We start from the raw sequence: 18,914 nt of genomic DNA, 5'->3' as shown, positions 1-18,914 counted from the left end.
AGCAATTGATCGTGCGTGAGCGCACAGACCTCCCGCAGGTGGATTCGTATTCTTGACTCACACCTTTTGCCAGGAGAACAATATGAAAGCACCTCACACCCTCGTCGCCGCAGTCATCTCCGCCGCCGCCCTGCTCTCGGGCTGCGCCAGCTCGCCGTCGTATAACGACAGCTATTCGAACAATGGCTATAACCGCGGCGGCTACGCCAATACGGCATCGATGGGCTACGGCGTCATCGAATCGATCCAGGTGACCCAGGCCGAGAACCGCACGAGCGGCGGCGGCGCCGTCGTCGGCGCCCTGGTCGGCGCGCTGGCCGGCAACCAGATCGGCAGCGGCAGCGGCCGTACCGCGGCGACCGTGGCCGGCGGTGTCGGCGGCGCCATGGTCGGCAACAACATCGAAAAGAACCGCAACGCGGGCAGCGGCCAGGAGATGTACCAGGTCAACGTGCGCATGGATAACGGCGAATACCGCACCGTGGTCCAGGACAGCGTCTATGACCTGCGCGTGGGCAACCGCGTGCGTCTGGTCGACGGCCGCGTCTACCGTTACTAATTTCGGCGTGGGCACTGCGGAGGACAGCCTGCACTCCCCGGCATTGCGCCGGGTGTGGGGCCGCACTTGCAGCCGCAGCGCCTGACGTGTCCGACGGGCCGGCATTGCCGGCCCGTTTCATTTTTCGGAGGTGAAGATGAATGTACAGAGCTTGATGGGGCGCCTGCTGCTGGCCGGCCTGCTGGCCGGCACGGGCGGCATGGCGGGCGCCCAGACCAGCAACGATGCGATGGTGGCGCCGGCCGCGGCCAGCAAGCAGGCCCGCGAGATTGCGCAAGGCGATCCGGCGCGCTGGTATCGCGAGGATGCGACGGCGCAGCAGCAATGGCGTACGCGCAAGAAGGAGATCGGCGCGGCGCTGGATGAGGCGAAGCGCGCTTGTGCGCAGGGGCCGGCGGGGGAGCGGGCCGGGTGTTTGAAGGCGGCGCAGGAGACGTACAAGGAGGAGCTGGCGGCGGCGCGGGCGGAAGCGGGGACGCAGACGCGTTGAGAGCGAAAGCGCATTTGCGACCGGCAAAAAAAGACGGCGTCCAATCAATGATTGCGACGCCGCTCAAGCCCCACCATATTCTGTGTCCATCAAAAACATTCGGCAGCGGAAGCCTTGAAGCCACCGCTACCGGCATGTCGACCGGATGGCGGCCGGAGCCGCCATGTCGGCCCCTTTAATATCCCTGCTGCGCGCGGCGCTTCTTCATGTACCAGCCGGCAACGCCTGCCAGCACAGCGCCTGCCAATGCCTGCTTGCCCATTCGGCGCTGGCGCACGAAGTTGAATGCAGTCATCGCATACGGCAGCAGCACCGAGACACTCGTGCCCGTGGGTTTCAGCAGAGCATCAGCTCGTGCCCGCAACGCCCACGTCGCGTGGTCTAAGGCAGAATGTAACATGACTTCGGGCCGCGCGCCGTGCTTTACCTGCGCTTTCGCGTAGGCAACGCCGGCACGGTAGAACTCGCCTTCGCGCAGCAGCTCGGCCTTGCGCGTGGCCGGATCGCGGCTGTGCTTGTGGCCAGCCAGCCCGGTCGGCTCGTCCTTTTTCAGGTCATGTTTGTGACCGTGCTTGTGATCGTGATCGTGTTTGTCCATGTTCCCTCCCCTGTAGGCGGCTGCTCAGAGCAGCGCGTCGCGGTCATGACGCAGTTCGTTCATCGTTTCCGGGAAAGCGAGCTTGCCCTGCTTGAGCATGGCCAGTCCCTTCATCACGAGTACGACCGTGATCACCAAAAACACCAGGAACATCACCAGCAGAATCTTCCAGCCCCAGCTGTCCCAGGCCAGCATCACGATCGTCGCGGTGCCATACGCCAGCGCGAACCACACGGCGAGCACCGCGCCGGCGAAAATCGCCAGCAGCTCGATCACGTGGTTCCGCACTTCCGACATCTCGAGCGCCGCCAATTCCACGCGGGACACGATGAGGCCGAACAGGTTTTTCGCCAGGCCGGAGATGCCGCCCATGAGTCCGGGACCATGCACGACGGTGTCGGTCTTTTCCATGGCGTTCTCTCCGGCGTGAATTATTTACGACCCAGGAAGATGCCGACCAGCAGGCCGACGCTCGCTGCGGCAAGGACGGTACGCCATGGATTGTCCTTGACGTAGACATCGGCGCTCTCTGCCAGTTCCTTGCTCTTGATGACGGCTTGACCCTGGTACTGGCTGGCCTTGCCCATGGCGCGGTCCAGCAGTTCCATGCCGCGTGCACGCAGCTCGTCGGCCTTGTCGCCGGTCAGCGAGGTGGCGGCCGACAGCAGCGACTGGGCGTCCTTGACGAGACCCTTCATGTCGGCGCTGGTGTTCTGGTAGCCGTTTTCGATCGAGCGGTTGATGTCTTGCATGGTGAACTCCTGTTATCGGTATTGATGGTGGTAGTAAAAATCAGCGCACAAGGAAATCGTGCATGTCGTCGGCGTGTTCTTCCTCGACAGCCAGGATTTCGATGAGCATCTGCTTGGTGGTCGGGTCCTTGTCGCCGATCGCCTGGATCATCTGGCGATAGGATTCGATGGCGACGCGCTCGGCGATCAGGTCGGCGCGCACCATCGCCTGCGCGTCTTCCGAATCGTCGTACTCGGCATGCGAACGGGCCGTCAGCGTGGCCGGGTTGAAGTTCGGCGAGCCGTTCAGCTGCACGATGCGCTCGGCGATGCGGTCGGCGTGGTCCTGTTCCTGCTGGGCGTGCTCGAGGAACTCGGCCTTCAGGGCGCCGTTGTTCGGGCCTTGCACCGTGTAGTAATGGCGCTTGTAGCGCAGCACGCACAGCAGTTCGGTGGCCAGCGCGTCGTTCAGCATCGCGATGACCGCCTCGCGGTCGGCCGCGTAGCCCGCGGTGACGGCGCCGTCGTCGAGGTTGGCCGCGGCGCGGCGGATGGCCTCGATGTCGAAGCCATGCGCCAGGGGCGTCTTGCCTTGTTCCATGATGTTTCCTCAGCTATTCAAATCAATCAACGGCTGGCCGCACGCGGCGGAATCGGCGCGTTCTCGTTCGACAGCACGATCTCGACGCGGCGGTTCAGCTGGCGGTTCGACGCGTTGTCGTTGGCGGCAACCGGGAAGGCTTCGCCATAGGCCTTCATGGCGATGCGCTCGCGCGGCACGCCCATGCTGGACAGCGCCGTGGCCACCGCGTTCGCGCGGCGCTGCGACAAGTCCATGTTGTAGCTCGAGCTGCCGGTACTGTCGGTAAACCCTTCGACCAGTACAGTGCGCTCCGGGTTCTGCGCCATGACGTCGGCGAGCTTGCGCAGGGTCGACATTCCGTTCGGTGTCAGGTTGGCCTGGTTGGTGGCGAACAGGACGTCGCCGATGGTGACGACCATGCCGCGCTCGGTTTTCGTCGCATGCAGTTCGACCAGAAGCGCTTCCAGCTTGGCGGCGCGCTCGGCGATCATGCGGGTCTGGTCCTGGGCCATGGCGGCCTGCTGCTGGGCGGTGGCCGCCTGCTGCTGGGCCGCTGCCGCTGCTGCCTGCGCTTCGGCCGCTTCGCGCTTGGCGCGCTCGGCTTCGGCGGTGCGCGCTTCCAGCGTCAGTTCGGTGCGCTGGCGTCCGGCGTCGGCGATGTTCGCCTCGGCGGCCTTGGCGCGCGCCACTTCCTGGGCGGTGGCGATCTTCTGCTTGGCGATGTAGGCCAGGCGGTCGATGTCGTTCAGGCTTTCCTTCTTGGCGGCCGCGGCGTTGGCGCGGTCGAGCGCGTCGCTGGCTTCCTTGAATTGCAGCGGCGCATAGCTCGACACTTGCGGGTTGTTATTGGCGGCAACGAAATCGGCGCGCGCCTGGTCCAGCGTCGGCGTCGTGGTCGGCGTGGTGCTGCAGGCGGCCAGCAGGATGGCGCTGGCGAAGACGGCCGGTTTCAGGAAACGTGGTGTCATGTTCTTCTCCTTTATTGCGAGTTGGCGCGGTCGACTTCCTGGCGCAGCACGCGCAGGTCTTCGTTCAGTGCGTTCGAGGCGGCGGTCGCCTTGGCCGACGCGGCCTTGCTCTGGGCCAGCTGGGCATCGGCCTGCGCCTGGGTCGCCAGTTCGCGCGCCAGCTTGTAGTCCTTGGCGGCCAGCGCTTCGTTGGCGCGCATCATCTTGGCGCGCGCCGCCGTGATTTCTTCCGGCGCCAGGTCGGCCGCACCGGCCTGCACCGCATTCGCGACGGCATTGCGCGAGACCGCGACATCGGCGGTGGCCGGCGCCTTCTGGCTGGCGCAGGCGCTCAGCGCCAGCACGGCGGCAAGGGCTGCCGCGCAACCCATCGAACGATTCATGTCCATGACTTTCTCCCGTAGATGTAAGCAAGTTGTTAACGTTATAAGCCTGTTATCGGCCGAGTTCGGTTCGCTGCCGCACATACCCGGCATATCACGGGGCATGCGCCCTGCTCATCCGCCGCACCGTGCGACACCGCACATTGATGACCATGGCCTTTGCGCTAAGCTGGCCGCAAGATCGATACCCATTAAAGGATCGTCATGCCCGATACTACCGCCCAGCAAGACGCCGGCCACAAGCACGGCGGCAAGAAGAAGAAAATCCTCCTGAGCCTGCTTGCCGTCCTGATTGCGCTCCCGGTCATCGCCATCATTTTTATCCTTACCTTCGATTGGAACAAGGCGCGTCCCTGGCTCAACGCCAAGGTCAGCGAGGCCATCGAGCGGCCGTTCGCCATCCGCGGCAACCTGGCCGTGCAGTGGGAAGTCCCGGCCAAGCGCATGGCCAAGTCCGACCGCCACCTGCGCGACTGGCTGCCCTGGCCGCACCTGATCGCCAACGACGTGCACGTCGGCAACCCAGCCACCATGAAGCAGATGGACATGGCGCGCGTGAAGCAGTTTTCCTTCTCTTTGAATCCCTTCGGCCTGCTGCACCACACGATCGGCATCCCGGTGCTGCGCTTCGATTCGCCCTACGTCGAACTGCAGCGCACCGATGCCACCCACTACAACTGGGTGTACAAGAAGAAGGAAGAGAAATCGAAGTGGGAGCTCGACCTCGAGCGGGTGGTGCTGACCGACGGCGTCGTGAAAGTGGTCGACGCCGTCACCAAGGCCGACGTCACGGCCAAGGTGCGCACCCTCGACAAGGACGCGAAGTACGGCATCGGCTTCGATGTGACCGGCACCTACAACGGCGCCGAGGTGACCGGCGGCGGCAAGGTCGGCCAGGTGCTGTCGCTGAAGGACCAGAACACGCCCTACCCGGTGCAGGCCGACATGCGCAGCGGGCCGAGCCGCATCGCCGTCGAAGGCACGGTCACCAGCCCCGCCAAGCTGAAAGCAGTCGACCTGCAGCTGACGCTGGCCGGACGCAGCATGGCGCGCCTGTACAACTTCACCGGCATCACGCTGCCGGAAACGGGCGCCTTCTCGACTTCGGGCCACCTGGTTGGCGAGCTCGACCGTGAGCATGGACGCTGGACCTACGAGAACTTCAAGGGCAAGGTCGGTTCGAGCGACATCGGCGGCAAGCTCGTGTACGAAGGCGGCAAGCCACGTCCCAAGCTGACGGGCAATGTATCGACCCACAAGCTGGTGTTCGCCGATCTCGCCCCGCTGATCGGCGGCGACTCGAACGAAAGCAAGAAGGCGCGCGGCGTCGATGCGGTGCAGCCGGGCGGCAAGGTCTTGCCGGTCGAGGAATTCCGCACCGAACGCTGGAAGGCGATCGATGCGGACGTGCGCTACGCGGCCGACCAGATCATCCGCGACAAGACGCTGCCGATCAGCAAGCTGTCGACCCACCTGATCATGAAGGACGGCGTCATCACGCTGGCGCCGCTCGACTTCGGCGTCGCCGGCGGCACGCTGCGCTCGACCATCCGTCTGGACGGCAGCGGCGCCAAGGGCAATACGATCGCGGCCACGGCCAAAATCAGCGCGCGCCACATCCAGATCAAGCAGCTGTTCCCGACCATCGAGAAGATGCAGGCGACAGTGGGCCAGATCAACGGCGACGCCCAGCTGTCGGCCACCGGCACCTCGGTTGCCGCCCTGCTCGGCTCCTCGAATGGCGAGGTCAAGGCGCTGGTCAGCGAAGGTACGATCAGCAAGATGCTGCTGGAAATGGCTGGCCTGAACGTGGGCAATATCATCGTCACCAAGCTGTTCGGCGACAAGACGGTGCAACTGAACTGCCTGGCCGCCGACTTCGACGTCAACAAGGGCATAGCGCAGTCGCAGGTGTTCGTGGTCGATACCGAGGAAGCGATCATCCGCGTCGACGGCAGCATCAGCCTGGCGAACGAGCAGATGGACCTGACCATCCACCCCGAAACCAAGGCGCTGCGCCTGTTCACCCTGCGTGCGCCGCTGTACGTGCGCGGTCCGTTCAGCAAGCCCGACGTGTCGGTCGACAAGGGCGTGCTGGCCCTGAAGGCCGGCGGCGCCGCCGTGCTGGCGACGGTCGCGGCGCCGGTCGCCGCGCTGCTGCCCTTGATCAATACCGGACCGGGCCAGGATAGCCCTTGCGGCCGCCTGGTGGCACTGGCCAAGGAGAAGCCGAAGGCACCGCCGCCGGGCAAGGCGAAGACGCGTTGATGCCCGAACGGATGAGTAAATAAGCCCATGTGTGTGTTGCCGAACAGACCATGCAGATGGGCAGCTTTACTCTCTGATCAACGCTGAAACAGGAATACGGCATCAAGGATTACGCATGAGGCATTGGAGACCGGCCCTGGCCCTGCTGGCGGCCCTGATGGGCGCGAGCCAGCTTGCAAGCTGCGGCAGCACGAGCAGCCTGCGGGCGCAAAGCGAGGTGGTGGACGATTCCACCATCACGGCGGGCGTCAAGGCGGCAATCGGCCGGAGCACCGAGCTGAATGCGGCGGACATCGATGTCGCGACCCGCGAAGGCATTGTCCAGCTGAGCGGCTATGTCGGCTCGGCGGAGAACGTGGCAACCGCAGCGTCGGTTGCGCGCACAGTGAAGGGCGTGAAGTCGGTCAGGAATGACCTGCGCCTGAAGTAAAGAAGTAAACCCACCAAGGAGATCATTATGAAAAACGTCAAACACCTGGCAGTGAGCGCTACCCTGGCTACCCTGGCACTGGCCCTGACCGGCTGCTCCGGCATGTCGCGCCAAGACAAGAACACCGCGATCGGCGCCGGCGCCGGCGCAGTGATCGGCGGCGCCCTGACCGGCGGCAGCGCTGTGGGCACGGTCGGCGGCGCAGCCGTCGGCGGCGTCATCGGCAACCAGACCGGCAAGACCAACTGATTTTCACCCCCTGTAGTACCCAAGGCAAACACACACGAAACGCCCCGCTTGCGTCCTGCGCAAGCGGGGCGTGACGTTTGTGGGGTGCGATTCGACGTCAGGCGCGCTCTGTCGCGCGAAGCATGCAATGTGAAAGCCGGTCGAAATGCTGCAAGGCGGCCTGGGTCAGCTCGATGCGCTTGCGCCGCGTGTCCTCGGTATCGGCCAGCATGATCCAGCCTTTCTGGCGCATCGACTTCAGGCGGTTGTGGACGGTGGCGGGAGCACCCAGCTCGGCGTTGCTCATGACGTCGCGCACCGACAGGCGTTCGTCGGTCTGGCCGGCGCGGGCTACCAGCGCGAGGATGCGCTCCTCGAGCGGATCGAGCGCGGGCAGCGAGGGCAAGCCGCGTAAGGCGTCGCTCAATTGCAGGAAGCGCAGGTAGATGTCGGCCGGGCGGGTGGTCTTCATGAAAGGCTCAGGTTCCGGCTGCCGGCGCACCGATTTGGTGCATTTTTTATACCGGCTGGCCTGCGGATATTGTACTGTACGCGGATGACCCAGCTCAAACTCAACGTGTTGATGATCCTCGCGACCATCGTGATGTTCCTGGCCGCGCTCGCGGTCAACGAACTCTTTCTCCTGCGCTTCGAGTTCGGGCCTGGCATCAACTGGATCTACCTGCCCGCGGGCGTGCGCCTGCTGTCCACCCTGCTCTTCGCCGAGGCCGGGGCGATCGGCCTGCTGATCGTGTCCTGGGGCGTCAGCTTCTTCCTGTTCTTTCCGAACGATTCGATGCGCGCCTTCGCCGGCGGCATCCTCGCCACCCTCAGCCCCTACCTCGTCTACCTCGGCATGCGGCGCTACGGCGGCCTCGATGCGGGCCTGACGCGCCTGACGACGGGACGCCTGCTGTTCGCCGCCCTGGCCTACTCGATCGCCAGCCCGCTGCTGCACCACCTCTGGTTCTTCTTCTACGAAGGCAAGCGCGAGCTGGTCCACAGCTTCCTGGCGATGGCGATCGGGGATTTCTGCGGCACGATCACGGTACTCTACATGGCCAAATTCCTGTTGGCGCGGCTGGCGCCCGCGCGCCGCTGAGTTTGCGCGCCTGCGCCTGCACGGCATCGCGCATCTCTTCGGCCTGGTAGCACAAGGCGATCACGACCGGGTCGAGCGGCCATGGCCAGGCATGGGCCAGCACCGCCGCCAGGCACCCATCGAGCGTATGCGGCGCGGCCGGATCGGCAGCGCGCCAGAGCCGCTCCAGGTCGAGTTCGACGCCATGGCGCCGGGCCGACGCCAGATTGGCGGCGTCCATCAGGTGCAATGCCGTATCGGTAAGGGGCCACATCGTGTTCAGTATCGACAACCGTTCTGGAATCCATAACGTTCGAGTGCTGCGACTGCGCGCCGGCGCAATTGCCGGCGCGCGCTTTTTTGCCCTGGCTAGACGAAGGCGCTCGACAGCGCCCCGGCCCCGGCATCCTTGACGATTTCGTAGCAGGTGCAGGCGGCGGCCGCCAGACCTTCGGGGTCGAGGATCTCGATATTGCCGCGGCTATAGATGATCAGGCCCTGCTGCTGCAGGGCGCTGGCCGCCTTGGTGACGCCGACCCTGCGCACGCCCAGCGCGTGGGCCAGGAATTCGTGGGTGAGATGGAATTTGTCGGATTGCAGGCGGTCGCGCGTGATCAGCAGCGAACGCGCCAGGCGCGCTTCCAACACGTGGAAGCGGCTGCAGACGGCGATCTGGATCGCCTGCGCCAGCAGCGAATCGGTATAGCGGTACAACACCCGCTGCAGGGCCGCGTTGCGTGCGAACTCGGCGCGGAAGGCGGCGCTGTCCATGCGGCTGGCGCTGCCCGGACGCTGGACCACGGCGCGCACCTGGGCGATCTCGTGGCCGAGGGCGACGGTGGCGCCCAGCATGCCCTCGCGTCCGACCAGGCCGACCTCGAGCGTCATGCGCCCGCCGGCCACGCCCAGCAGCGAAATCAGGCAATCGTGCGGAAAATAGATGTATTGGACCGGGGTGCCCGCCTCGCCCAGCACTTCGCCAGCCTCGACGCGCACCTGGTCGAGCATCGGCAACACCTGGGCCAGCTCCTGCGGCGGGAGCGCGGCCAGCAGCAAGTTGGCGTTGTGCTCGGCGACGTCGGGAGAAGCAGCAAAGTTCATCGAATTCTCGCGTTAAAGGGGATCACCCGTGGCGCATGCATGCATGCGGCTCACGGATACATTTGCAAACAATTTCGATCAGGTTAAAGGCTCTGATAGGGGGTGTATGTTCGGTGACGCACGGAATACCTTGTTGTTCCTAGGGACAATCCTTCGCATCGGCTGGCCCTGCCTGCCGCCGCGGAAACGCACATGCAATCCCGCAATCTATGGAGCACATGCCATGAACAATATTTCTACTCCACCGGTCCGCAAGCAGCACCCGCTGCTGCTGCTGGCCGCGCTTGCCGTCCTGCTGTTCTGCCTGATCGGCACCGCCGCCATCCTGGGCTGGATTCCATCTTCGATCGGCGGCAATGCCGGCCGCCAGCTGAGCGAGGCCGACCGCGCCGCGCTGGCCGCGAGCCTGCCGCCGGCAGGCCAGACCGCCCCGGTAGCGCCCGCCGCTGCCATGGCCCAGCTGGGTCCGCAAGGTCCGGCCTACCCGGCCGCGCCTGCACCGGTCGCGCCCGCCTATCCATCGCAGCAGCTGGCCCAGGGCTACGGTCCTGCCCCGGCCCAGGCCTATGCACCGGAACCCGAGCCGGCGCCGGCGCCGCGCACGACTGTCAAGCCGAAGCCGGTGCAGGTCGCTGCCGCCGAGCCGAAAGAGCCTAAATGGTGCGGCAACTGCGGCAACGTCGAATCGGTGCGCGCGATCAAGCAGCGCGCCCAAGGCAGCGGCCTGGGCGCGGCCGGCGGCGCCGTCATCGGCGGCCTGCTGGGCAACCAGATCGGCGGCGGCCATGGGCGCCAGCTGGCTACCGTCGCCGGCGCGGTCGGCGGCGCGGTGGTCGGCAACCAGGTCGAGGGCAATATGAAGGCCACCACCAGCTACGAAATCCGGGTGCGCCTGGACGACGGCAGCCTGCGCACTTTCCACCAGGCTAGCCAGCCGCAATGGCGCAGCGGCGACCGCGTGCGCATCGTCAAAGGACGCCTGCGCGCCGCGTGATAGCGAAACACCCCACAAGCAAGGCCGGCCATCTTCGGATCGCCGGCCTTGATTTTTTCCTCAGTGCAATGTGCGCCACCGCACGGAAATACTGCTGAGCTGCCCCGAGAATGGCTGAGCGTCAACAGAAACGCCGTCATTAACTTTGCATAAGGGGAGCACCATGAATAGCCTTGCATGGATCGGCATCATCGTCTGGGGCCTGGTCGTCACCGGATTCGGACTCTTCTCGGCCGCGCCGCCGCTCGAGCAGGCGGGCGAGCTGGCGGCGCACGACGTGTTCTTCCTGGTCAGCGGCGGCCTGCTGACCTGCCTCATCGGCATCGTCGGCCTGCTCGGTTTCATGGGCTGGATTCCCGGACTGAATGGCCCGGGCTTGCGAAACGAACAAAAATCTCGCGCATAATGTACGCCAACGAACGGTGGTGCTGAGCTGAGCGCGCGATACTGGATTCACGGCGTCATTCGGACGCAAACCCCAGTGAGGAGACTCATCATGCTCTATACAATCGCCATCGTTCTCATCGTCTTGTGGCTGCTCGGCCTGGTCACCTCGTACACCATCGGCGGCTTCATCCACATCCTGCTCGTGGTTGCCGTCATCATGATCCTGGTGCGCCTGATCAGCGGTCGAGGCATATAGAACGCCGCATGCAGTACCATATCGGTTGTACAAGGAGTGCGCTGCCACGCATCGCAGCTCCTGGTACGACGGTAGCACCACCCGAAGTAGGTTGATTAATCCGTTTCGCGGTCGTGCCCCCTGGGCGCGCCTACGAAACGGATTTTTTCTTTAAGGAGAAAATTATGTATTCCAAACTGACCAAATCCGCAGCAGCCGCCACCATCCTCGCCCTCGGCATCAGCGGTTGCGCCGACATGAGCGCGACCCAGCGCGGCACCGCGACCGGCGCCGGCGCCGGCGCAGCCCTCGGCGCGCTGATCGGCGGCACCACCCATGGCGGCGGCGGCAGCCGTGCCGCCAAGGGCGCGGTGATCGGCGGCGCAGCCGGCGCCGTGATCGGCAACATCTGGTCCAAGCGCATGGAACAGCAGAAGCAGGCAATGGAACAGGCTACCCGCGGCACCGGCGTGCAGGTCAGCCAGACGGCCGACAACCGCCTGAAGCTCGACATCCCGAGCGACGTCTCCTTCGACAGCGGCCGTGCCGACATCAAGCCGAACTTCCAGCCGGTGCTCGAGCGCTTCGCCACCACCCTGCAGGAAAACCCGGGCACCAACGTCGTCATCATCGGCCACACCGACAACACCGGCGGTCCGGCCATCAACCAGCCGCTGTCGGTCGACCGCGCAGCGCGTACCCGCGACTACCTGGCGGGCCGCGGCGTGAATCCGAGCCGCATCACGATCGAAGGCCGCGGTGAACGCGAGCCGATCGCCAACAACAACGACAACGCCGGCCGCGCACGCAATCGCCGCGTCGAGATCTACGTCGCCGAACCGGGCCGCGGCTAATCAAGTCCATAGCCATCACGAAGCCGCCCCGCGCAAGCCGGGCGGCTTTTTTTCCGTCCGGCTCGGGTGCGAAGGGCGGCGCGGCGCTCGTGTATGCTCGGCTTGACACCAGACCGGAGCCCGCATGCCCAAGCCGCCGATCCGCATCGTCGAGCAGCGCACCGTCTTCGATGGCTACTATCCGCTGCAGAAAATCCGCTACGCCCAGCGCCGCGCCGACGGCCGGGTGCAGGAGCAGACGCGCGAGGTGTACGGCAGCGACAGCGGCGTCACCGCCCTGCTCTACGACCGCACGCGGCGCACGCTGCTGTTCACGCGCCAGTTCCGCATCGGCGCCCACCTCGCCGGCCACGACGGTTTCCTGATCGAGACCGCCGCCGGCGTGCTCGAAGGCGCCGATCCCCTGGAGCGCATCCGCGCCGAAATCCGCGAGGAACTGGGCTACACCGTGGATGACCTGCGCCACGTGATGACCCTGTTCGCCAGTCCCGGCACGCTCACCGAGCAGGTGCACTACTTTGTCGGCGAGTACCGGCTTGACGACCGCTGCAGCGCGGGCGGCGGCAAGGAAGCGAAGGCAAGGACATCGAGGTGCGCGAACTCGGCTGCGACGAGGCCCTGGACAAGCTGGCTCGTGGCGAGATCGTGGACGTCAAGACTGTCGTATTGCTGCAATACCTGCAGCTGTACATCATGAAGGAAGACTAGGCGCAAGAACGGTCGGGTAGGCCGGCGGGATCATGTTGCTTCTCTTCAGCAACATTTCTCTCGCTATCATGCCTGACACCCATGCCGCGTTTGATTCCGACACCCTCCACGACATGCCTGCACTCTGGCGGCCTTCGGCCGTTGCCGCCTGGAGCCTGCTGTTCACCCCGGTCTTCGGGTCCTGGCTCTTGATGCACAACTGGCGCGTGCTGGGCCATGCGCACGCGGCGCACAGCGCCCGGCGCTGGCTGCTGGCCAGCGTGCTCGTGCTGGCGCTCGAAGGGCTGGCCGGCGCGATCAGCGCGCGCGTGAACGGCAACGCACCCTTTGCCCAGTGGCTGGCCCTGGCCTGGCTGGGCCTGTGGCTGCTGGGCGCGGCGGCGCCGCAATGGCGCGTGGTGCGGCGGCGCTTCGGCCGGCGCTATGCGCGGCGCGGCTGGAATGGCGCGCTGGGCGTGGCGGTGGCCTGGGGGCTGATGTGCTGGGCTGCCGGGGCGATGCTGACGGCCTTGCTGCTGGCGTTTACCTGACCGCGCGCTGAACGCGTGGGCGGCAGAGCCGCCCACCCTACATCCTTTTTCTCATCGACCGAAAGTGTACGCTGCCGTACCAAACGCGACCGGCCTCAACGCGTACACTGTCGTCCATGAGGAAACGGATTTTGTATGCTTGACATTCTTGAACGCATCGACCCACGCAGCGACCGCATCGACCTGCTCATCGAGCTCGTCGATTGTTTGCGGCCGCGCCGGCGTCACCTGGGCCATGCGCGCGCCGCCGTGCGCACACTGACACAACTATTGCGGGGCAACCCGGCGCAGGCCTGGGCGCTGCGCAGCTATATCGTCACCCTGCTCGAAAAACGCCGCCACACGAGCCTGTACAGCGACATCGGCATTCTCTCCAACGACGGCTTCTTCACCGAACTCAAGCGCCGCATCGCCTGGCGCCTGCTGCCCCCCGCGCTCGACGACCTCTACCTGTCCGACGCGCTCGACCAGGTGCTGTACGCCGAGGCCGATTACTACTGGATCCGCTCGGTGCCGGACGAAGACTGGCTGGCCCTGTTCGACGTCGTGGCCGAGGCGCCGCCGCCGCAGGACGCCGCGCCCGACCGCGCGCGCCTGGTCACGACCATGGGCATGCTGGACGCGATCCGCACCCTGTCCTGCCGCGTCTGCGCGCTCGGGCTCGAGCCGCGCCTGGTGCACAGCTACAGCGAGATCGAGGATTTCGATTCGCCCTTCCTGATGCAGAACATCGAGGTCAACAACTACCTCGACGAGTACGGCCGCTTCCTGGAAGGATCGATCGATCGCCCGGACGATCCGCGTCACCTCCTGGTGATGCTCGACCAGTGCGACGAGGTGGTGGCCAAGATCCGCCGCAATTCGCTCTCCTTCGGCACCAGCGTGGCGTTGACCTATGTGCTGGTCGCCATTTCCCAAAGCATCGAGCGGCTGCGCAAGCTGCTGTTCCTGGTCGACAGCAGCGAGGAAACGGAAGAAGAACCGCCGCAGCTGCCGGCCGCGGCGCAAGACGAGGGGGAGCTCACGCTGTCGAACAGCCGCGCATTGGCGACGATCCCGCCGCACTCTCCACCGCCGCGTCCGGTCAGCGCGCGCCGCGCCGCCGCGCTCGCCCTGGCCCAGGAACTGGTCGAAGCGCACAACACGAAATACCAGGTGCGCGGCCTGTTCCGCGACAACATCCACCTGCTGGCGCGCAACGTCACGGAAAATGCCAGCCGCACCGGCGAGCACTACATCGCCGAAAGCCGCGCCCAGCTGCGCGACATGTTCAAGGCCGCGGCCGGGGCCGGCTTCATCGTCGGCTTCATGGCGACCTTCAAGATCCTGCTGTCCTACCTGCGCGCCGCGCCCCTGGTCGAAGCCTTCCTGTTCAGCATGAACTATTCGCTCGGCTTCATGCTCGTCCACATGCTGCACTGGACCATCGCTACCAAGCAGCCGGCTATGACGGCGCAGCGCATCGCCGCCGGCCTGCACAGCCGGGACGGGCGCAGCATCGATTTCGACAGCATGGCCGAGCTGGTGAACAAGGTCTTCCGCACCCAGATCGTCTCGGTGCTCGGCAACGTGGTCGTCGCCTTCCCGACCGCGCTCGTGATCGCCGTCGCTTACCAGCAAATGACGGGCCACCACCTCGTCACGCCCGAGAAGGCCCACCACCTGCTGCACGACATCGATCCCTTCCACACGCCGGCCCTGTTCTATGCGGCGATTGCGGGTGTCTGGCTGTTCGTGGCCGGCCTGATCTCGGGCTATTACGACAACAAGGCGCTGTACACGCGCATGGGCCAGCGCGTGCGCCAGTTGCGCTGGCTCGGCATCCTGCTCGGCACCGAGCGGCGCGACCGCGTCTCGCGCTACGTCGAGGACAATCTCGGCGGCCTGATGGGTAACTTCTATTTCGGTATCCTGCTCGGCACCACCGGCACCGTCGGCTTCCTGCTCGGCCTGCCGCTCGACATCCGGCACGTCACCTTCTCGACGGCGAATTTCGCCACTGCCCTGGTCGGGCTCGACTACCAGATGAGCCTGGAGATGGTGGCGAATGCCTCGCTTGGCGTCGCGCTGATCGGCGCGGTCAACCTGCTGGTCAGTTTCAGCCTGGCGCTGTGGGTGGCCTTGCGCGCCCGCAAGATCCAGTTCAAGCGCAGCATCCTGCTGCTGCGCGCACTCGGCCGGCGCTTCGCGTACGCGCCGCTCGACTTTTTCATCGGGCCGCGGGATATCGACAGCATCGACATCCACGTCTCCACAAGGGGAAACAAATGAACAAGCAACGCCTGAGCTGGTGGCTCGCCGCCCTCGCCTTCGTCGGCGCGATCGCGTCCTGCCGCACCCTGCCCGACGCCGACACGCTGCCCGACACGCCGCACAAGAACAACCCGACGGTGGCCACCGCCAAGGGTACGCTGCAGAAGCAGCAGGCGGCGGCATTGCTGCAGCGGCGCTGGGCGAATGCGACGAGCGACCTGAAGCAGCTGGCGGTGCTGGAGGAACAGGCGACCGGCCTGCCGCTGATCGCAGGGAACCAGGTGCAGCTGCTGTTCGACGGGCCGGCGACGATGCGCGAAATGATGGCCGCGGCACGTAACGCCACTACCTCGATCAACCTGGAGACCTATATCTTCGACCAGGATCCGATCGGCCTGCAGTTCGCCGAGTTGCTGATGGAGAAGCAGCGCCAGGGCGTGACGGTGAACGTCATGTACGACAGCGTCGGCACCATCGGCACGCCCCAGGCATTCTTCGATCGCATGCGCGCGGCCGGCATCAAGATGGTCGCCTTCAATCCCGTCAATCCGGCCAAGGCCAAGGGCAACTGGTCGATCAACAACCGCGACCACCGCAAGCTGATGGTGGTCGACGGCAAGGTGGCCTTCACGGGCGGCATCAACATCAGCGCCGACTATGCCAACAGCTCGCTGTTCCGCTCGCGCAGGAAGCCCGACAACGTCGACAAGAACAAGGTCGGCTGGCGCGACACCCACGTCAGGATCGAAGGCCCGGCGGTGGCGACGCTGCAATGGGCGTTCGTGAACGCCTGGGTGCGCCAGGAAGGCGGCGAACTCCAGCCTCCCCGCGACTACTTCCCGCGCCTGGCCCCGGCCGGCGACAAGTTCGTGCGCGTGCTGGCCACCGAGCCGGGCAGTCACTCGGAAATCTACAAGTCGCTGATGGTGGCGATCAACGAAGCGAAGAAATCGGTGCACATCACCTCGGCCTATTTCGTGCCCGACCAGCAGGTGGTCGACGCCCTGATCGCCGCCGCCAAACGGGGCGTGGACGTCAAGCTGGTGCTGCCGGGCGTGTCCGACCACGGCCTCGTGATGTACGCCGGCCAGGCCTTCTACGAACAATTGCTGGCCGGCGGCGTAAAGATCTTCCAGCTGCAGGTGGCCGTGCTGCACGCCAAGACGGCCGTGATCGACGAAGCCTGGTCGACCATCGGCTCGGCGAACATCGACCGGCGCAGTTTCATTCACAACTACGAGCTGAACGTGGTGGTGATCGATCCGGCTTTTGGACGCGACATGGAGAGTGCGTTCAACGAGGACCTGCGCGATTCGAAGGAAGTGACGCTGGAGCAGTGGCGCGACCGGCCGTGGGCGGACCGGATCAAGGAGTGGGCCGCGCGCTTGACCGAGTACTGGATCTGACGTTGCCGTTGCCGTTGCCGTTGTAGGGGTCCTTGAGGCCAATGGCCTCAAGGACGGGTTCACCGGGCACTCCGTGCCCACGCGGTACTACGTGTGCATTTCGAAACGTCGATTTTTTACGCGTCGTGGAACGCAACCGTACTACCGCGTGGGCACGGAGTGCCCACCCTACGCCCCTCAAATTCCCGCAGCCAGCATCCCTTCCGCCGCCGGCGCCCACACATTCCCGCTCCGCAAAAATTTCTCGGTCAGGATCACGCGGAAGGTATTCGTCAGCGCATCCCATCCATAGCGGTCGATCTCGACCCGCTCATGCTCGACCCGCAGCAAATTGAACGAATTGACCTCGCCCCTGCCCCGCGTCGAGGTCGCCGTCCCCGCCTGCACAACCAGCGCCGCGTAGGCGTCGATCTGGTAGCGCGAAGCCGTGCTGGCCGCATGGCTGACGTGCATGTGGCCGGCCAGCAGGACGTCCACACCGCACTCGGCGAACACCTCCATTGCCATCGGCGCGCGGTTGACCAGGTCCTGTTCCTCGAAGGTGGTGGGCAGGTCGAAGGGATGGTGGGTGACGACGATGCGCGTGATCTTCGGATCCAGGCCGGCCAGTTCCTCGCGGATCTTGCTCACCTGCTCCTTGTTCACGCGCCCGTCCTTGATCGTCAGCGAACGCGCCGTGTTGACGCCGACCACGGCGATCTCGTCATCGACATACATCGGATCGAGGTCGTCGGTGATGTAGCGCTTGTAGCGCGCCAGGGGTTTGACGAAGCGGCGGAACACGTTGTACAGGGAAATGTCGTGGTTGCCCGGCACCACGATCTGCGGTCCCGGCAGGCTGTCGAGAAAGGCGCGCGCTTCCTCGAACTGCTCGGGCTTGGCGCGCTGGGTCAGGTCGCCGGAGATGACGACGACGTCGGGCGCGATCGAATGGACCAGCTCGCGCAGCGGCCCCAGCAGGGCCTGGTCGACGCGCCCGAAATGCAGGTCGGACAAGTGAATGAGTGTTCGCATCGGAATTCCTCGTTGATCAGTATTCGGAAGCGGCGCGGCCTGCGCGCGCCGCCTGGCGCCGGCGCAGCGTGGACACGCCGGTGACGCAGATCGCCAGCCAGGCGCAGCCCTCGAGCATACCGGCCAGCACGTCGGACAAATAATGGGCGCCAAGATACAGGCGCGAACCCGCGACCAGCAACACCATGGCGCAGGCGGCCAGCACGATCGCCGCGCGCCTGCCCCAGCTGCGCGCATGGCGCGTCAGGTAGCAGGCCAGCACGCCGTAGAACAGGGTCGCCGCGACCGTATGGCCGCTTGGAAAACTATAGGTCGTCAGGGTCAGGATCGGCTCGTCGAAATGCGGGCGCGCGCGCTCGAAGGTGTGCTTCATGGCCACGTTCAGCAGCATCCCGCCCGGCACCGCGGCCACCAGGGCCAGCATCCAGTGGCGCGCGTCACGCCGCACCAGCCACCAGCCGGCCAGCGCCGTCAGGGCCAGCATGCCCGGCGTGCTGTGCAGCTGGGTCACGACCAGCAGGACATTGCGCAGCCATGCGCTGGCATGCGCATGCACGTGCAGCCAGTTCGCCAGGCGCAGGTCGAGCGCGGTGATCGGCGCGCCATTGACGACCTCGCCGGCAATACGCGCAAAGCCCGCCATCGCCAGCAGCAGGACCAGCACGCCCAGGGTCAGGTGCAGGCCGAACTGCTCCTGCGGCGAGAAACGCGCGACGGCGAAACGGTGCAGGCGGGTCGTCAAGGATTCATTCATGCAACGAGCGAGACATGGCAAAAAAACTACACTTAAAATTTTTTACTGGTGTTATATACAGTACCTGTAGATTTATACAGTAGTTGTGTTATCCTGTTTTCACTGATCAACATAATTCAAACAAAGGAAACGTCAATGACCACTCTGAACAACACCTTCGGCCTGGAATACGCTCCTGCACCTTTTCTTATGCGCATCGGACGCCGTGAAATCCTGATTACCCGTGACTTCCGCAAACGCTTCTACCCGATCAACCCGATCATCGAATGCGATACCGGCGTCGAAGCGGGCCACATCGAAGTGCTGCTGTTCGGCCGCTGGCTGCTCATTCTCTCGAAAGCCCACTAAGGCTTTCCTGG

The 18,914-nt window shown here is 65.2% G+C and carries 26 protein-coding genes; 15 read left to right on the top strand and 11 right to left on the bottom strand.

Features of this window, described 5'->3' with window-relative positions; translation table 11 throughout:
- Nucleotides 1–82 precede the first annotated feature (82 nt).
- On the top strand, nucleotides 83–559 hold the full coding sequence (locus ACFPQ5_RS21825; protein WP_379760754.1) for an outer membrane lipoprotein: 477 nt from the start codon (nucleotides 83–85) through the stop codon (nucleotides 557–559).
- A gap of 136 nt (nucleotides 560–695) precedes the next feature.
- Entirely contained in the window at nucleotides 696–1,049 is a 354-nt protein-coding gene (locus tag ACFPQ5_RS21820; RefSeq protein WP_379760752.1) for a hypothetical protein, read from the top strand.
- Between the two features lie 175 nt (nucleotides 1,050–1,224).
- Here ACFPQ5_RS21820 and ACFPQ5_RS21815 read toward each other — a convergent pair whose 3' ends face one another.
- Genes ACFPQ5_RS21815 through ACFPQ5_RS21790 form a run of 6 tightly spaced genes read right to left on the bottom strand, consistent with a single transcriptional unit; the run spans nucleotide 1,225 to nucleotide 4,318 of the window.
- The gene (locus ACFPQ5_RS21815) at nucleotides 1,225–1,647 is read right to left on the bottom strand and encodes a hypothetical protein (RefSeq protein WP_379760750.1); all 423 of its coding nucleotides are present in this window, start codon (nucleotides 1,645–1,647) and stop codon (nucleotides 1,225–1,227) included.
- A 24-nt stretch (nucleotides 1,648–1,671) separates the two neighbouring features.
- Nucleotides 1,672–2,058, bottom strand: a complete 387-nt coding sequence (locus ACFPQ5_RS21810; protein WP_379760748.1) for a phage holin family protein — start codon at nucleotides 2,056–2,058, stop codon at nucleotides 1,672–1,674.
- Between the two features lie 20 nt (nucleotides 2,059–2,078).
- A complete protein-coding gene (locus ACFPQ5_RS21805) occupies nucleotides 2,079–2,399 on the bottom strand; it encodes an ElaB/YgaM/YqjD family protein (protein WP_379760746.1) in 321 nt (106 codons plus the stop codon).
- Nucleotides 2,400–2,439: 40 nt separating this feature from the next.
- Nucleotides 2,440–2,979 (bottom strand): ferritin-like domain-containing protein, encoded by a 540-nt coding sequence (locus ACFPQ5_RS21800; protein ID WP_379760744.1) that lies wholly within the window; start codon nucleotides 2,977–2,979, stop codon nucleotides 2,440–2,442.
- Nucleotides 2,980–3,005: 26 nt separating this feature from the next.
- Nucleotides 3,006–3,929, bottom strand: coding sequence for an OmpA family protein (locus ACFPQ5_RS21795; protein WP_379760742.1), 924 nt, complete (start codon nucleotides 3,927–3,929; stop codon nucleotides 3,006–3,008).
- Nucleotides 3,930–3,940: 11 nt separating this feature from the next.
- Complete coding sequence (locus tag ACFPQ5_RS21790) at nucleotides 3,941–4,318, bottom strand: DUF4398 domain-containing protein (RefSeq protein ID WP_136223058.1); 378 nt, start codon at nucleotides 4,316–4,318, stop codon at nucleotides 3,941–3,943.
- Nucleotides 4,319–4,516: 198 nt separating this feature from the next.
- Between ACFPQ5_RS21790 and ACFPQ5_RS21785 the strand changes: the two genes are divergently transcribed.
- The 3 genes from ACFPQ5_RS21785 to ACFPQ5_RS21775 all read left to right on the top strand — a co-directional run bounded on the left by ACFPQ5_RS21785 (nucleotide 4,517) and on the right by ACFPQ5_RS21775 (nucleotide 7,259).
- Nucleotides 4,517–6,580, top strand: coding sequence for an AsmA family protein (locus ACFPQ5_RS21785; protein WP_379760739.1), 2,064 nt, complete (start codon nucleotides 4,517–4,519; stop codon nucleotides 6,578–6,580).
- Nucleotides 6,581–6,695: 115 nt separating this feature from the next.
- A complete protein-coding gene (locus tag ACFPQ5_RS21780; protein WP_379760737.1) occupies nucleotides 6,696–7,010 on the top strand; it encodes a BON domain-containing protein in 315 nt (104 codons plus the stop codon).
- A gap of 27 nt (nucleotides 7,011–7,037) precedes the next feature.
- Nucleotides 7,038–7,259, top strand: coding sequence for a glycine zipper 2TM domain-containing protein (locus ACFPQ5_RS21775; RefSeq protein WP_379760735.1), 222 nt, complete (start codon nucleotides 7,038–7,040; stop codon nucleotides 7,257–7,259).
- Between the two features lie 97 nt (nucleotides 7,260–7,356).
- Here ACFPQ5_RS21775 and ACFPQ5_RS21770 read toward each other — a convergent pair whose 3' ends face one another.
- Nucleotides 7,357–7,710, bottom strand: a complete 354-nt coding sequence (locus ACFPQ5_RS21770) for a winged helix-turn-helix domain-containing protein (RefSeq protein WP_379760733.1) — start codon at nucleotides 7,708–7,710, stop codon at nucleotides 7,357–7,359.
- Between the two features lie 84 nt (nucleotides 7,711–7,794).
- On the opposite strand from ACFPQ5_RS21770, the gene ACFPQ5_RS21765 reads away from it, so the two are divergent.
- Nucleotides 7,795–8,340, top strand: coding sequence for a hypothetical protein (locus ACFPQ5_RS21765; RefSeq protein ID WP_379760731.1), 546 nt, complete (start codon nucleotides 7,795–7,797; stop codon nucleotides 8,338–8,340).
- Here ACFPQ5_RS21765 and ACFPQ5_RS21760 read toward each other — a convergent pair.
- Together ACFPQ5_RS21760 and ACFPQ5_RS21755 are read right to left on the bottom strand one after the other, a co-directional pair.
- Nucleotides 8,282–8,593, bottom strand: a complete 312-nt coding sequence (locus tag ACFPQ5_RS21760) for a hypothetical protein (RefSeq protein ID WP_379760729.1) — start codon at nucleotides 8,591–8,593, stop codon at nucleotides 8,282–8,284. The genes ACFPQ5_RS21765 and ACFPQ5_RS21760 overlap by 59 nt on opposite strands.
- A 95-nt stretch (nucleotides 8,594–8,688) precedes the next feature.
- Entirely contained in the window at nucleotides 8,689–9,420 is a 732-nt protein-coding gene (locus ACFPQ5_RS21755) for a Crp/Fnr family transcriptional regulator (RefSeq protein ID WP_379760727.1), read from the bottom strand.
- 223 nt (nucleotides 9,421–9,643) lie between these two features.
- On the opposite strand from ACFPQ5_RS21755, the gene ACFPQ5_RS21750 reads away from it, so the two are divergent.
- The 8 genes from ACFPQ5_RS21750 to cls all read left to right on the top strand — a co-directional run bounded on the left by ACFPQ5_RS21750 (nucleotide 9,644) and on the right by cls (nucleotide 16,787).
- On the top strand, nucleotides 9,644–10,414 hold the full coding sequence (locus tag ACFPQ5_RS21750) for a glycine zipper 2TM domain-containing protein (protein ID WP_379760725.1): 771 nt from the start codon (nucleotides 9,644–9,646) through the stop codon (nucleotides 10,412–10,414).
- A 163-nt stretch (nucleotides 10,415–10,577) separates the two neighbouring features.
- Complete coding sequence (locus tag ACFPQ5_RS21745; protein WP_379760723.1) at nucleotides 10,578–10,820, top strand: hypothetical protein; 243 nt, start codon at nucleotides 10,578–10,580, stop codon at nucleotides 10,818–10,820.
- Nucleotides 10,821–10,910: 90 nt separating this feature from the next.
- On the top strand, nucleotides 10,911–11,057 hold the full coding sequence (locus ACFPQ5_RS21740) for a lmo0937 family membrane protein (RefSeq protein ID WP_136223041.1): 147 nt from the start codon (nucleotides 10,911–10,913) through the stop codon (nucleotides 11,055–11,057).
- A 164-nt stretch (nucleotides 11,058–11,221) separates the two neighbouring features.
- Nucleotides 11,222–11,890 (top strand): YiaD family glycine zipper/OmpA-like lipoprotein, encoded by a 669-nt coding sequence (locus ACFPQ5_RS21735; RefSeq protein WP_379760721.1) that lies wholly within the window; start codon nucleotides 11,222–11,224, stop codon nucleotides 11,888–11,890.
- Nucleotides 11,891–12,014: 124 nt separating this feature from the next.
- Entirely contained in the window at nucleotides 12,015–12,587 is a 573-nt protein-coding gene (locus tag ACFPQ5_RS21730; RefSeq protein WP_379760719.1) for an NUDIX hydrolase, read from the top strand.
- Nucleotides 12,588–12,666: 79 nt separating this feature from the next.
- A complete protein-coding gene (locus tag ACFPQ5_RS21725) occupies nucleotides 12,667–13,128 on the top strand; it encodes a hypothetical protein (RefSeq protein ID WP_379760717.1) in 462 nt (153 codons plus the stop codon).
- Between the two features lie 135 nt (nucleotides 13,129–13,263).
- Nucleotides 13,264–15,399 carry a site-specific recombinase gene (locus ACFPQ5_RS21720; protein WP_379760715.1) on the top strand — a complete coding sequence of 712 codons (2,136 nt, stop codon included), beginning with the start codon at nucleotides 13,264–13,266 and terminating at the stop codon, nucleotides 15,397–15,399.
- Nucleotides 15,396–16,787 (top strand): cardiolipin synthase, encoded by a 1,392-nt coding sequence (gene cls, locus ACFPQ5_RS21715; protein WP_379760713.1) that lies wholly within the window; start codon nucleotides 15,396–15,398, stop codon nucleotides 16,785–16,787. The genes ACFPQ5_RS21720 and cls overlap by 4 nt, the downstream gene beginning before the upstream one ends.
- Before the next feature lie 177 nt (nucleotides 16,788–16,964).
- Here the strand turns inward: cls and ACFPQ5_RS21710 are convergent, their stop codons facing one another.
- Together ACFPQ5_RS21710 and ACFPQ5_RS21705 are read right to left on the bottom strand one after the other, a co-directional pair.
- Complete coding sequence (locus ACFPQ5_RS21710) at nucleotides 16,965–17,801, bottom strand: metallophosphoesterase family protein (protein WP_379760711.1); 837 nt, start codon at nucleotides 17,799–17,801, stop codon at nucleotides 16,965–16,967.
- 16 nt (nucleotides 17,802–17,817) lie between these two features.
- Nucleotides 17,818–18,555: a phosphatase PAP2 family protein gene (locus ACFPQ5_RS21705; protein ID WP_379760709.1), complete on the bottom strand. Its 738-nt coding sequence runs from the start codon at nucleotides 18,553–18,555 to the stop codon at nucleotides 17,818–17,820.
- Between the two features lie 135 nt (nucleotides 18,556–18,690).
- Here ACFPQ5_RS21705 and ACFPQ5_RS21700 point away from each other — a divergent pair, with 135 nt between their 5' ends.
- Nucleotides 18,691–18,903, top strand: coding sequence for a hypothetical protein (locus ACFPQ5_RS21700; protein ID WP_379760707.1), 213 nt, complete (start codon nucleotides 18,691–18,693; stop codon nucleotides 18,901–18,903).
- Nucleotides 18,904–18,914: the final 11 nt, after the last annotated feature.

The organism is Massilia suwonensis (assembly GCF_042655665.1).
Taxonomy (GTDB): Bacteria; Pseudomonadota; Gammaproteobacteria; order Burkholderiales; family Burkholderiaceae_D; genus Telluria; species Telluria suwonensis.
The sequence above is the reverse complement of the archived record's forward strand: the minus strand, read 5'-3'. Positions and strand labels throughout refer to the sequence as shown.